General features: G+C 68.3%; 11 protein-coding genes. 3 read left to right on the forward strand and 8 right to left on the reverse strand.

Annotated features, from left to right (window positions below; translation table 11 throughout):
* Window positions 1-156: 156 nt before the first annotated feature.
* From OG780_RS15450 to OG780_RS15460, 3 genes are all read right to left on the reverse strand, one after another.
* Entirely contained in the window at window positions 157-582 is a 426-nt protein-coding gene (locus tag OG780_RS15450; RefSeq protein WP_328448579.1) for a DUF6113 family protein, read from the reverse strand.
* Between the two features lie 52 nt (window positions 583-634).
* The gene (gene mshB, locus OG780_RS15455) at window positions 635-1,537 is read right to left on the reverse strand and encodes an N-acetyl-1-D-myo-inositol-2-amino-2-deoxy-alpha-D-glucopyranoside deacetylase (protein ID WP_328448581.1); all 903 of its coding nucleotides are present in this window, start codon (window positions 1,535-1,537) and stop codon (window positions 635-637) included.
* Between the two features lie 230 nt (window positions 1,538-1,767).
* Complete coding sequence (locus OG780_RS15460; protein WP_037620693.1) at window positions 1,768-1,962, reverse strand: hypothetical protein; 195 nt, start codon at window positions 1,960-1,962, stop codon at window positions 1,768-1,770.
* A gap of 186 nt (window positions 1,963-2,148) precedes the next feature.
* Between OG780_RS15460 and OG780_RS15465 the strand changes: the two genes are divergently transcribed.
* The gene (locus OG780_RS15465) at window positions 2,149-4,278 is read left to right on the forward strand and encodes a S9 family peptidase (protein WP_328448584.1); all 2,130 of its coding nucleotides are present in this window, start codon (window positions 2,149-2,151) and stop codon (window positions 4,276-4,278) included.
* A 158-nt stretch (window positions 4,279-4,436) separates the two neighbouring features.
* Here OG780_RS15465 and OG780_RS15470 read toward each other — a convergent pair whose 3' ends face one another.
* Genes OG780_RS15470 through OG780_RS15490 form a run of 5 tightly spaced genes read right to left on the reverse strand, consistent with a single transcriptional unit; the run spans window position 4,437 to window position 10,089 of the window.
* Window positions 4,437-5,498 carry an ABC transporter ATP-binding protein gene (locus OG780_RS15470; RefSeq protein ID WP_326785696.1) on the reverse strand — a complete coding sequence of 354 codons (1,062 nt, stop codon included), beginning with the start codon at window positions 5,496-5,498 and terminating at the stop codon, window positions 4,437-4,439.
* The gene (locus tag OG780_RS15475) at window positions 5,479-6,465 is read right to left on the reverse strand and encodes an ABC transporter ATP-binding protein (protein ID WP_328448587.1); all 987 of its coding nucleotides are present in this window, start codon (window positions 6,463-6,465) and stop codon (window positions 5,479-5,481) included. The genes OG780_RS15470 and OG780_RS15475 overlap by 20 nt, the downstream gene beginning before the upstream one ends.
* A 5-nt stretch (window positions 6,466-6,470) precedes the next feature.
* Window positions 6,471-7,493, reverse strand: a complete 1,023-nt coding sequence (locus tag OG780_RS15480) for an ABC transporter permease (RefSeq protein ID WP_443062164.1) — start codon at window positions 7,491-7,493, stop codon at window positions 6,471-6,473.
* Window positions 7,486-8,409: an ABC transporter permease gene (locus OG780_RS15485; protein WP_326785698.1), complete on the reverse strand. Its 924-nt coding sequence runs from the start codon at window positions 8,407-8,409 to the stop codon at window positions 7,486-7,488. Before OG780_RS15485 ends, OG780_RS15480 begins: the two co-directional genes overlap by 8 nt.
* A gap of 54 nt (window positions 8,410-8,463) precedes the next feature.
* Entirely contained in the window at window positions 8,464-10,089 is a 1,626-nt protein-coding gene (locus tag OG780_RS15490; protein WP_328448590.1) for a peptide ABC transporter substrate-binding protein, read from the reverse strand.
* Window positions 10,090-10,610: 521 nt separating this feature from the next.
* Between OG780_RS15490 and OG780_RS15495 the strand changes: the two genes are divergently transcribed.
* Window positions 10,611-11,639 (forward strand): ABC transporter permease, encoded by a 1,029-nt coding sequence (locus OG780_RS15495; RefSeq protein ID WP_328448592.1) that lies wholly within the window; start codon window positions 10,611-10,613, stop codon window positions 11,637-11,639.
* Window positions 11,640-11,718: 79 nt separating this feature from the next.
* A complete protein-coding gene (locus OG780_RS15500) occupies window positions 11,719-13,479 on the forward strand; it encodes an ABC transporter substrate-binding protein (RefSeq protein WP_328448594.1) in 1,761 nt (586 codons plus the stop codon).
* Window positions 13,480-13,555 lie beyond the last annotated feature (76 nt).

Raw genomic sequence — 13,555 nt, forward strand, 5'->3', positions numbered from 1 at the left:
GGTTCTCCCGGTTGGCTCCGCCGCCCGTTTACTCGACCTCATCTCGGGCAGCTCGGCGGCGCGCACCACCATACTGGCCATGTCCGGCCCGCAAACCTCGCCCGGTGAGGAATCTCGCACGGGACCCGCACGGGACCGATACGGCGAACTGGTACGTCACTTGCCAACTCGGGCACCGGAAGGGCCTGGTTGCCGCCCCTGGCCGAGAGTGGCACACATCACAGCCAGAGCCATGCCTCCGAGCAGGAAGAGATACGAGACGACCCCCGCGCCGAAGAGGAAGTCCCCTTCCGGTCGGCTGGCGGTGAGCAGGACGACGGCGACCATCCAGCCCGCCGCGGGGGCGACGGCTCCGGCCCGGGAGCCCGCCGCGCGCGCGCCGCCCAGGAAGAGTCCGGCGGCGCCCGCCAGAGCGAGCAGCAGCCCGAACGGGAACCAGCCCGGCTGCACCAGCGCTCCGGCGACGCCGACCACGGCACCGAGCAGAAAAAGCCCCAGATAGGAGGCGATCCGCCCGCCCGAGGGCCGTGTCAGCGGCTGGGCGAGCATGCTCGCCCCGCCGCGCTGTCCGTTCACGCTCATCGCGGATCCGTCCCTCGCCGGGTCGTCGTGGTCCTCGTCGTGCCCAAGCCGGTCACAACTCGCTCCCCGGGGCGGTGCCGGTCCCCTCGAAGAGGTCCCTCTCGCGCGCCGCGGGCCGCGGGGCGCCGGCCAGTTCGTAGTACTCGGTGGTGAAGAGCGGCTGGGCCAGCTCGTTCGAGAGGACGAACCAGGGCCCGTCCACGGTGATCTGGGTGGCGTGCGCCCGCATCGCTGCGGCCTTGGCGGCGGCGTACGCGGAGCCGTCGATCTCGGTGGTGACGGTCGCCTCGTCGACCACGCCGGGCACGTCGCCGACGGCCGCCGCCCGGTCGAACGGCAGCTCGGGCAGGGCCTCGCGAAGGCGGGCGAACGCCTCCTCGGCCACCGGGCGCGGCACCCGGTTCCAGTAGGTCTTGGCGATCCGCCACGCGCCGCCGAGGTCGGGTCGGTGGGCGGGCTCCGCGGCCAGCTCGGCGGCGCGCATGGCCACGCGATGGGTCTGGATGTGGTCGGGGTGCCCGTAGCCCCCGTCGGGGTCATAGGTCACGAGCACCTGGGGACGCACCTCGCGGATCACCTCCACGAGGTGGTCGGCGGCGTCGTCGACCTCCGCGGCCCAGAAGGCGCCGGGGCGGTGGTTCTGCTCGGCGCCCATCATCCCGGAGTCGCGGAACCGCCCGGCGCCGCCCAGGAAGCGGTGGTCGGCGACGCCCAGTTCCTTCATGGCGGCGCTCAGCTCACCGGTCCGGTAGGGGCCGAGTCCGCCCTCGCGGTCGGGGGCGAGATGGGCGAGTTCGGGCGGGATGACCTCGCCCTCCTCGCCGAGGGTGCAGGTCACCAGCGTCACCTGGGCGCCCTCGGCCGCGTAGCGGGCCATGGTCGCGCCGTTGTTGATCGACTCGTCGTCCGGATGCGCGTGCACCAGGAGCAGACGCCGGTCGGGCAGTTCCGTCATGGAACCCACCCTACGAGGCGCCGGCCCCCCGCCGGGCCGCCCGGAGGCCGTCTGCCGGGCCGCCTGCCGGACCTGGTCGCGCCGACCCTGACGGCGGCCGCCGTGCGGCCTCGGAGGCCGCAGGGCCGGCGTTCAGCGGCGCGGACGGACCGGCCCGTTTCGCGGAGGCCGGACGGGGAAGGCGGGGAGCGCGGCCGGTCGCTCTCCCCGCCCCACGGTCCCGGCGCGGATCAGAACTTGATGCTTCCGATCATGCCCGCGATGTTGGTGGTCAGATCGCTGATCGTGGGCGCGATGGTCGAGGAGGCGAGATAGAAGCCGAGCAGCATGCAGACGACCGCGTGCCCGCCTTTCAGTCCTGACTTCTTGATCAGAAGAAAGACGATGATCGCCAGCAGCACCACCGCCGAAATCGAGAGTGCCACGGCGGCTCACCTCCAAAGTTCCCAGGGACTTGGGGTCCGGTACGGGTTCGGACACGAGGGTCGGTCCAGCCTGACAACAGCCAGCAGGTTCCTACCCACACAGCGCTAGTGATCATAACTATCCGTACGCGCGCATCGATCGGCGCACGGCCGCACAAGGGGGCGCATGGCCAATATGGTCGAGGCATGACGAACGAGCCTCTCTCCTTCCCGCGCCGGTACGCCCGCACCCAGCGGTTCACCTCCGGCGCGCCGCGCGCGTTCACCGTGTCCCCCGACGGTTCCCGCGTGGTGTTCCTGCGCTCCCCCTCCGGCACGGAGCGGGCGAACCAACTGTGGGTCCTCGATGTGCCGGAGGGCGGTGAGCGGGTGGTGGCCGACCCCGCGGCCCTGCTCGGCGGGGCGGCCGAGCACCTCTCCCCGGAGGAGCGGGCGCGTCGCGAGCGCAGCCGCGAGGGCGGCGCGGGCATCGTCGGGTACGCCACCGACGCAGCCGCCGAGTTGGCCTGTTTCACCTTGTCAGGGCGTCTGTTCACGGCCGAGCTGCGGGCCGGCACGACGCGTGAACTCCCGGTCCCCGGGCCGGTGATCGACCCGCGGCCCTCTCCGGACGGCACGCTCGTGGCGTACGTGTCCGGGGGCGCGCTGCGGGTCGTCGGGGCCGAGGGCGAGGGCGACCGGGCCCTCGCGGAGCCGGAGCCGGCCACGGGCCCCGGCACGGTTTCCTACGGACTGGCCGAGTTCATCGCGGCCGAGGAGATGGGGCGTTCGCGCGGCTTCTGGTGGTCGCCCGAAGGGGACCGGCTGCTCGTCGCGCGGGTCGACGACACGCCCGTACAGCGCTGGTGGATCTCCGATCCGGCGCACCCGGAAACCGATCCGCAGCGGGTCGCCTATCCGGTGGCGGGCAGCGCCAACGCCGAGGTGCGGCTCTACGTGTTCGGGCTCGACGGGGTACGCACCGAGGTCTCCTGGGACCGGTCCCGCTACCCGTATCTGGCACATGCGCACTGGTCAGCCGCCGGTGCGCCGCTGCTCCTGGTGCAGGCGAGGGACCAGCGGAGCCAGCTCTTCCTGGCCGTGGACCCGGACACCGGGGCGACCCGGATGGTGCACGCGGATGAAGATCCAACTTGGCTTGATCTTTTCCCTGGAGTGCCGTGCTGGAGCCCCGGCGGACAGCTCGTGCGGATCGCCGACGAAGGCGGCGCGCGGGTCCTGGCCTTCGGCGAACGCCCGCTGACCGGAGCCCAGTTGCATGTCCGGGCGGTGCTCGACGTCTCGACCGACGACGTGCTGATCGCGGCCTCGGCGGGCGAGGGTGCGAACTCGCCCGAAACGGGTGAAGTACATGTGTACCGGGTGAACGAACTCGGCCTGGAGCGCGTCTCGCAGGAGCCCGGCGTGCACTCGGCCGTGCGCGCCGGGGGCGTGACCGTCCTCGTGTCGTCGGTGCTCGACCGGCCGGGCGCCCAGGTGCAGGTGCTGCGCGAGGGGAAGAAGACGGCGACCATCTCCTCGTACGCCGAAGATCCCGGTTTGTCCCCGCGCGTGACACTCACACAGGGGGGCGCACAGAAAATCCCATGCGCCGTGCTTATGCCTACTGACTACGACGGCGACAATCCCCTACCGGTCCTGCTGGACCCCTACGGCGGTCCGCACGGCCCCCGGGTGCTGGCCGCGCACAACTCCCACCTCACCTCGCAGTGGTTCGCCGACCAGGGCTTCGCGGTCGTCGTCGCCGACGGCCGCGGCACGCCGGGGCGCTCCCCCGCCTGGGAGAAGGCGATCCGCGACGACCTGACGCTCTCCCTCGACGACCAGGTGGAGGCACTGCACGGACTGGCCGAGCGGTTCCCGCTCGATCTGTCCCGGGTGGCGATCCGCGGCTGGTCGTACGGCGGCTGGCTCGCGGGACTCGCCGTGCTGCGCCGCCCCGACGTCTTCCACGCGGGCATCGCGGGCGCCCCGGTCACGGACTGGCGGCTGTACGACACCCACTACACGGAGCGCTACCTCGGCGACCCGGCGACGAACCCGGCGGTGTACGCGAAGAGTTCGCTGGTCACCGACGAGGGACTCGCCGCGCCCGCCGAGACGCACCGGCCGCTGATGATCGTGCACGGCCTCGCGGACGACAACGTGGTGGTGGCGCACGCGCTGCGGCTCTCCTCGGCACTGCTGGCCGCAGGCCGCCCGCACGAGGTGCTGCCGCTGTCGGGGGTCACGCACATGACCCCGCAGGAACAGGTCGCCGAGAACCTGCTGCTCCTCCAGGTGGACTTCCTCAAGCGCTCCCTCGGAACGAACTGACCCACCGGAAAAGCAACGAGCCGGGGTGACATGGCGACACCCCGGCTCGTTCACGGCACCCGCACGGCCGTACGGTGTTCACCATGCCGCGTCCGTATATCGGTACCGCTTCCGTCAAGTTGCCTGCGTGTTAACGACGTTCGCTCACATTTGTGGCGCTATGTCGGTCCGTCGGACGGCCCCTCCGGAGGCACGACCCGCTTCTCCTCCGCGAAGTGACAGGCCGAGTCGTGGGCGGCCGGGCCCGCGATGAGCCGGAACTCGGCCGGCACCGCGAGCAGCGGCACCTCCAGCGTGCAGCGTTCCTGTGCCTTCCAGCAGCGGGTGCGGAACCGGCAGCCGGACGGGATGTGCGCGGGCGAGGGCACGTCCCCGTGCAGGATGATCCGCTCCCGGTGCTCCCGGGCCTCCGGGTCCGGCACGGGCACCGCGGACAGCAGCGCCTGCGTGTAGGGGTGCGTCGGATGGTCGTAGATCTCGACGTCCTTGCCGGTCTCCACGATCCGCCCGAGGTACATCACCCCGACCCGGTCGGAGATGTGCCGCACGATCGACAGGTCGTGCGCGATGAAGACGTAACTGAGGTCGAACTCGGCCTGGAGCCGGTCCAGCAGGTTGATCACCTGCGCCTGCACCGAGACGTCGAGCGCGGAGACCGGCTCGTCGGCGACGATGATCTCGGGCCGCAGCGCGAGGCCCCGCGCGATGCCGATGCGCTGGCGCTGGCCGCCGGAGAACTGGTGCGGATAGCGGTTGATGTACTCCGGGTTGAGGCCGACCACGTCCAGCAGGTCCTGGACCCTGCGCCGCCGGTCGCCCTTCGGCGCGACCTCGGGGTGGATGTCGTACGGCTCCCCGATGATGTCGCCGACGGTCATCCGCGGGTTGAGCGAGGTGTACGGGTCCTGGAACACCATCTGGATGTTGCGGCGTACGGCCTTCAGCGCCTTGCCGGACAGCCGGGTGATGTCCTCGCCCTTGTACTTGATCGCCCCCTCGGTGGGCCGCTCCAGGTTGACGAGCATCTTGGCGACCGTCGACTTGCCGCAGCCGGACTCGCCGACGATGCCGAGGGTCTCGCCGCGGTCGAGGTGGAAGTCGACGCCGTCGACGGCCTTGACCGCCCCGATCTGCTTCTTGAACAGGATTCCCTGGGTGAGCGGAAAGTGCTTGACCAGTCCGCTGACCTCCAGCAGCGGCTCAGTCGCGGCTTGAGTCATCGAGGCACTCCCTCCAGAAGAAGCAGGCGCTGCCGCGGTCCGCGTCGACCTCCGCGAGCGGCGGCACCTCGGTGCGGCAGATGTCCTGGGCCATCGGGCAGCGCGGGTTGAAGGCGCAGCCCGGCGGGATGTGCATCAGGTTGGGCGGCAGTCCCTTGATGGCGTACAGCTCCCCGCCCTTCTGGTCGAGCCGGGGGATCGAGTCCAGCAGCCCCTTCGTGTAGGGGTGGGCGGGTGCCTTGTAGATGTCGTGGACCGGAGCCGTCTCGACGATCCGGCCCGCGTACATCACCGCGATCTTGTCGGCGACGTCCGCGACCACCCCGAGGTCGTGGGTGATGAGGATGAGCCCCATGTGGAGCTCACGCTGGAGTTCGGCGAGCAGGTCCATGACCTGGGCCTGCACGGTGACGTCCAGCGCGGTGGTCGGTTCGTCGGCGATGATCAGGGCGGGCTCCAGGGCCAGCGCCATGGCGATCATGATGCGCTGGCGCATACCGCCGGAGAACTGGTGCGGATAGTCCCGCACGCGCTCGGCGGCACCCGGGATGCGCACGTGCTCCATCAGCTCGATCGCCTTGGCGCGGGCTTCCTTCCGCTTCATCCCGCGGTGCACGATGAACATCTCGCCGAGCTGGTCTCCGACGCTGATCACGGGGTTCAGGGACGACAGCGCGTCCTGGAAGATCATCGCCATCTCGGCGCCGCGCACCTTGCGCCGCTCCTCCTCCTTGAACTTCAGCAGGTCCTTGCCCTGGAAGAGGATCTCGCCGCCGGTGATCTTCCCGGGCGGCATGTCGAGAATGCCCATCACGGCCTGGGCGGTCACCGACTTGCCGGAGCCGGACTCGCCGAGCACGGCGAGCGTCTCGCCCTCGTCGACGCTGTACGTGACCCCGTTGACGGCCTTGGCGACACCGTCCCGGGTCCTGAACTCCACCTGTAGATCGCGCACTTCGAGCAGCACGGCGGTCACCTCAGCTTCGGGTCGAGGGCGTCGCGCACCGCGTCGCCGAGCATGATGAACGCGAGCACGGTGATCGCGAGCGCGCCGGCCGGCCACAGCAGCATGTGCGGGGCCTGGCGGATGTACGCGGAGGCCGAGGAGATGTCGATGCCCCAGCTGACCGTCGGGGGCTTGAGACCGACCCCCAGGTACGACAGCGTCGCCTCCAGCGAGATGTACGTGCCGAGCGCGATGGTCGCGACGACGATGACCGGCGCGATCGCGTTCGGGGTGATGTGCCGCAGCATCATCCGGGAGTTGGAGGCGCCGAGCGCGCGGGCCGCGTGGACGTAGTCGTTCTCCTTGGTGGTGATCACCGAGCCGCGCGCGATACGCGAGACCTGGGGCCAGCCGAGCAGCACCATGAACCCGACGACCGGCCAGATCGTGTTGCTGGTCACCACGGAGAGGAGGACCAGACCGCCGAGCACGACGGGGATCGCGAAGAAGATGTCGGTGATCCGGGACAGGATCGAGTCGCCGATCCCGCCGTAGAAGCCGGCCAGACCGCCGAGGAACGAGCCGAGGAGCGCGACCCCGACCGTGGCGAGCACGCCGACGCTGATCGAGACGCGGGTCCCGTACACGGTCCGCGTGTAGACGTCGCAGCCCTGCCCGTCGTAGCCGAAGGGGTGTCCGGACTGCGAGCCCTGCTGCGCCTTGGAGAGGTCGCACTGGAGCGGACTCTGGGAGGTGATCAGGGAGGGCCAGATCGAGATCACGACCAGGAAGACGATGACGAGTCCGGAGATGATGAAGACGGGGTTGCGGCGCAGGTCCCGCCAGGCGTCGGACCACAGGGAGCGCGGCTTCTCCTTCGGCCCGGTGCCCTCCGGCCCTCCCGGCGTCTTCTCCAGGGTCTCCGCCTCGCTCGTCCCGAGGTCCATCGTGCCTCCGAAGCCGGTCGGGGCGATGGCGAGGTCCTCCGGCGGCGGGCCCTCGGGGCCGTGGTGGAATTCCTCTTCCTCGTACGGCGGCTGCTCAGGCATAGCGGATCCTCGGGTCGAGTACGGCGTACAGCAGGTCGACGAGCAGATTGGCGACCATGAAGATGAGGACGAGGATGGTCACGAAGCCGACGACCGTCTGGGTGTTCTGGCGCACGACCCCCTGGTAGATCTGGTAGCCGACCCCGTGGATGTTGAAGATCCGTTCGGTGACGATCGCGCCGCCCATCAGCGCCCCGATGTCCGTGCCGATGAAGGTGACCACGGGGATCAGTGAGTTGCGCAGCAGGTGCCGCAGGGTCACCCGGCGCCGCGGCAGGCCCTTGGCGACGGCCGTGCGGACGTAGTCGGACCGCTTGTTCTCCGCGATGGAGGTCCGGGTCAGCCGGGTCACGTACGCGAGGGACACCGAGGCCAGCACCAGGCCGGGCACGATCAGCTCGCCGAAGGTGGCGTCCGTGGAGACCGAGGGTTTGATCCAGCCCCATTTGACGCCGAGCAGGAGCTGGGCCAGCAGACCGGTGACGAAGGTCGGCACGGAGATGACCACGAGGGTGAGCAGCAGGACGCCGGTGTCGACGGGCCGCCCGCGGCGCAGACCGGTGATGACGCCGAGCGTGATGCCGATGACGATCTCGAAGAAGATCGCGACGATCGTCAGCCGGATGGTGACCGGGAACGCGGACGCCATCAGCTCGGTGACCGGCTGCCCGTTGAACGCGGTGCCGAAGTCGCCGGTGAAGATGTGGCCGAGGTAGGTCAGGTACTGCTGCCACAGGGGCTTGTCGAGGCCGAACTCCGCACGCAGCTGGGCGGCCGTGGCGGGGTCGCACTTCCGCTCGCCGCACAGGCCCGCGATGGGGTCGCCCATCACGTTCACCATCACGAAGATGAGCAGGGTGGCGCCGATGAAGACCGGGATCATCTGCAGCAGACGCCGGACGACGTACCGTCCCATGAGTGCTCCGGGGATAGAGGGGCGGACCGGTGCGAGCGGCCCGCCCCGGGCGGCTCAGTTGACGGTGATCTCGTTGTAGACGGGCACGCTGAACTGGTTCAGCGCCACGTTCGAGACCTTGTCCGAGTAGCCGGCGCTGCCGTTCTGGTACCAGAGCGGGATGGCGGCCATGTTGTCCCGCACGACCCCTTCGGCCTGCTGGAAGAGCTGGATGGCCTTGGTGGTGTCGGTCTCCGCGTTCGCCTGGTTGACGAGGCTGTCGAACTGCTTGTTGGACCACTGGCCGTCGTTGGAGGAGGCGTTGGTGTAGTACAGCGGCTGGAGGAAGTTCTGGATCAGCGGGTAGTCCATCTGCCAGCCGGCCCGGAACGGACCGGGCATCTTGTGCTGCCCGATCTGGTTGCGGAAGTCGGCGAAGGTGCCGATCGGGTTGCCGACGCAGGCCTTGTCGTTGCCGAGGGCGTTGTTGATCGAGTTGCAGACGGCGTCGACCCACTCCTTGTGGGAGCCGGTGTCCGCGTTGTACGAGATCTTGACCTGGCCGCCGGGCAGTCCGCCGCCCTCCTGGACCAGCTTCTTGGCCTCGGACGGGTTGTAGTCGCAGGACTTGCCGCACAGGCCTTCCTGGAAGCCGCCCTTCTCGCCGAGCACCGGTGAGGTCCAGTCGCTCGCGGGCGTCCGCGTCTTCTGGAAGATGGTGTCGGTGATCTGCTGGCGGTTGATCGCCATGGACAGCCCCTGACGGACCTTCGTGGCGCCGCTGGTGTTCCACTTCGGGTCGTAGAACGGGAAGGCGATCGTCTGGATGATGCCGGCCGGGGTGTTGATGTACCGGCCGTTCAGGTCGCTCTTGGCGTTCTTGAGCTGGGCGGCGGGCACGTCGTCGACGAGGTCGAGGTTTCCGGCCAGGAGGTCGTTGTAGGCGGTGTTGTTGTCCGTGTAGACCTTGAGGGTCACACCGTCGTTCTTCGCCTTGTCGTCGCCGGGGTAGTCGTCCCACTTCACCAGGGCCATCTGTGAGCCCTTGGCGTAGGAGTCGATGGTGTACGGGCCGTTGCCGATGGGCTTCGCGACCCAGGCGGCGTGGTCGCTGAAGAACGACTTGGGCAGCGGTGAGAAGGCCGCGTAGCCAAGGGTGTCCGGGAACGTCGAGAACTTCTGGGTGAGCTTGACGGTGAACGTGTTCGTGCCGGTCACCTTGAGCCCGGACAGGGTGTCGGCGCTCTGGGTGCCCGTGTCGGGGTGCGTCTTGTCGTAGCCCTCGATGTAGCCGAAGAAGTACGCGTTCTTCTGGTTGTTCTTCAGGCTGGCGCCGTAGTTCCAGGCGTCGACGAAGGACTGCGCGGTGACGGCCTCGCCGTTGCTGAACTTCCAGCCGCCCTTGACCGTGATCGTGAAGTTCTGCGAATCCGAGGTCTCGATCTTCTCGGCGAGCATGTCCTCGGCGGCGCCGGTCTCGGCGTTGTACCGCTTCAGCCCACGGAAGATCATGTCGAGGACCTTGCCGCCCTGCACCTCATTGGTGTTGGACGGTTCCAGCGGGTTCTGCGGGTCCCCCCAGGAGGCGCTGACCGTGCCGGAGCCGCTGCTGCTTCCGCCCCCTCCGCCCCCACAGGCGGACGCCGCGAGGGCTACCGCCACCGCGCATGCGGCCCATTTGGCGTGCGTGGCTCCACGCATGGTGTGCCTCCTCAAGAGTGCGCTGTGCCGCCGGCGCCGGGGTCGGACGACCGGCTCCGGTGCAGTGTGGCTTTAGGGCCCAATATCTGCCCATACGGTGCACATCGCACATTTACCCCACCCTTCCGAGTGGCGATCCATCCGGAAGGGGGCACTCCGGACACTCCGTCAAATGATCTTGACCATCGGCACAGACGATCTTGACCTTCGACGCAACAGGTCTCCGCTCTTCGATACGGAACCGTTGATTCCAGTGCACGAGATGTACGCATTCCGAGACTCCGGCGTCCGGATAACGAACTCATTGACCGTTTAGCCCCTTTAGCCCGAATCCGGACACAGAACGGCCACAGTGCGCTACACGCGTAGTTACGCTGGAGTCAAGTCAAGGCAAAGAAAGTAAAGACAAAACCAAGGCGACCGAGATTTTATTGACCTTGCATGAATTGCGTTGAAAAAGTCCGGCGTAGCCCGTAGGGAGCGCCCTGCGGAGCCCTTGACCCCCTCGGGCCTGGAGCATCATGACCCCCCCTACTCCATCCGCGGCCGCCCCACTTGAGGTGACCGACGAGACCGGCAAGACCCCGGCTCCGTCTTCCAACCCCAAGGGCTCGGAGAGTCGCTCCCCCGGACGACTCGCCTGGACGCGGTTCAAGCGCGACCGCACCGGTGTCATCTCCGCGTACATCGTGGTCTTCTTTTTCGCGATCGCGATCTGCGCGCCGCTGATAGCCAAGCTGTACGGGAAGAACCCGTACGAGCAGTACGGCCAGGAGACGGACGGCCTTCTCAACGACTTCGCCTTCCCGGTGAAGCCCAACGGCGGCATCGACGGCAGCTTCTGGTTCGGCATCGAACCCCAGCTCGGCCGCGACGTCTTCACGTTCCTGCTGTACGGCATCCGCACGTCGCTGATGATCGCCACGGCCGCCACGCTGCTGACCACGGTGGTCGGTGTCGTCATCGGCATCACCGCGGGATACCTCGGCGGCAAGACGGACTACTTCGTCGGCCGGGTCATCGACATCCTGCTGTCGTTCCCGTCCACGCTGTTCTTCATCGCGTTCATGCCGGTCGTCTACGCGCTCTTCGTGCCCTTCAACGAAGAGGTCCCGACCTGGCTGCGCGCCACCTGCCTGATCCTCGTCCTCTCCGCCTTCGGCTGGGCCTCCATCGCGCGTCTGCTGCGCGGCCAGGTCCTCGGCCTGCGGGAGCGCGAGTTCGTCGAGGCGGCGAAGGTGACCGGCGCGTCCTCGCGCCGGATCGTCTTCAAAGAGCTGCTGCCCAACCTCTGGACACCGATCCTGATCCAGTCGACTCTCATGCTGCCGGCCTACGTCACGGCCGAAGCGGGACTCGCCTTCCTCGGCGTCGGAATCCAGGACCCGACCCCGGACTGGGGCGTCATGATCCAGCGTGGTGCCGGCTTCTACACGGAAGACATCACCTTCATGATCTTCCCGGGCGTCTCGATGATCATCTTCGTCCTCGCCTTCAACCTGCTCGGAGACTCGGTCCGCGACGCACTCGACCCGAAGTCCAAGCGCTGACGTCCATCCCCCCAGCCCCGGTCGTAGTCGTCCGGCTGATTGCCCGTCTGTCACTCAACCACCAATAGGCAGGTAAGCCATGTCCTTTTCCCGCAGAAACTTCCTCATAGCCACCGGTGTGGCCGCCGGTGCCACCACGGTCCTGAGCGCCTGCAGCAGCGGCAACGGCGGGAGCGGCAACAGCAAGGCTCCGTCCGTGGCCAAGGCCAAGGCGGCCACCATCGCGGTCGGCACCAAGGCGGACTCCACCGGAGCGGCTCCCGAGGTCCCCGGCGCGGTCAAGGGCGGCACGATCTACACGCTCGACCAGATCGACTGGGACCACCTGGACCCGGCTCAGCTCTACTCCTCGTACGAGGGTGCCTGCTCGGTCCTGTTCCTGCGCGGCCTGACCGGCTACAAGGTCGACTCCAAGGGCGGCACCACGCTCGTGGGTGACCTCGCCACGGACGCCGGCACCGCGGCCGACGGCGGCAAGACCTGGTCCTTCACGCTGAAGGACAACGTGAAGTGGGAGGACGGCGCCGACGTCACGATCGAGGACGTGCGCCACACCTTCGAGCGCCTCTTCGCCTCCTTCGTCACCCAGGGTCCCCGTTACCCGCAGGGCTGGCTCGTCGGCGGCGACAAGTACAAGGGCCCCTACGGCGGCAAGCACCTCGACTCCATCGAGGTCGACGGCAAGACCATCACGTTCAAGCTGAAGGAGGCCCACGCCGACTTCAACTTCATGGTGGCCATGCGCGGCTTCTCCATCGTGCCCAAGAAGCACGACACCAAGGAGAAGTACGACAAGCACCCGCTCTCCTGCGCCCCGTACAAGATCGAGAGCCGCAGCATCGGCAAGGGCGCGACGCTGGTCCGCAACGAGCACTGGGTCGCCGAGACGGACCCGCTGCGCAACGCGTACCCGGACAAGTTCGTGTTCCAGTTCGGCTTCCAGTCGCTGGCCTCCACGGACCGCTACATCGCCGACAACGGCAACGACCAGTTCACGCTGTCGCTGCTCAACGAGGTCGCCGCCGAGCGCATCCAGAAGGTCATGACGGACCCGACGCTCAAGAAGCGCGTCCTGACCCAGGTCGACACCACCTGCTACTACTTCGCGATCAACACCAAGCGCGTCACCGACGCCAAGGTGCGCCAGGCGCTCAACTTCGCGTGGCCGTCGAAGCAGCTCCAGCAGATCCGTGGCGGTTCGCTCTCCACGGCGACCGCGACCACGATCATCAGCCCCCTCACCCCGGGCCACAAGGACTTCGACCTCTACGAGAAGAAGACGAAGCCCATGGGTGACCCCGAGAAGGCCAAGTCCCTTCTCAAGGAGGCCGGCAAGACGGGCCAGACCATCGTCGTCGCCATGCAGCAGTCGGACAACGCGGTCAAGCAGGCCGTCGCGATCAAGACCGCGCTGACCAAGGCCGGCTTCACCCCGGTCGTGAAGCAGGTCGACAAGACCTCCTTCTACAGCCAGATCGGCCAGCTCGACAACGAGTACGACATGTTCGCCGCCGGCTGGGGCCCGGACTGGCCGGCCGGTTACGCGGTCATCCAGCCCTGCTTCGACAGCAGCCAGATCGCCGACGGCGGTGTCAACTGGCCGCAGCTGAAGGACGCGAGCGTGGACAAGGCGATCGCCGCCGCCACGATCGAGCCCGACGCGAAGAAGGCCGCCAAGATGTGGGGCGACATCGACGAGCAGATCATGCAGCTCGCCGCCGTGGTTCCGGACTACAACCCGATCCGCAACTACTTCCACGGCTCCAAGGTCGGCGGCGTGATCTACGACTCCGGCAACACCTGCATCGCGCTGGGCAAGGTCTACGCCGCGAAGGCCTGATCCAGCTCCGGGGCGGCGGCACCCGTGCCGCCGCCCCGGTCCCTCCCCTCCTCGCACCTCTCCCCACACCCCCGGC

Source organism: Streptomyces sp. NBC_00386, assembly GCF_036063235.1.
Classification (GTDB): domain Bacteria; phylum Actinomycetota; class Actinomycetes; order Streptomycetales; family Streptomycetaceae; genus Streptomyces.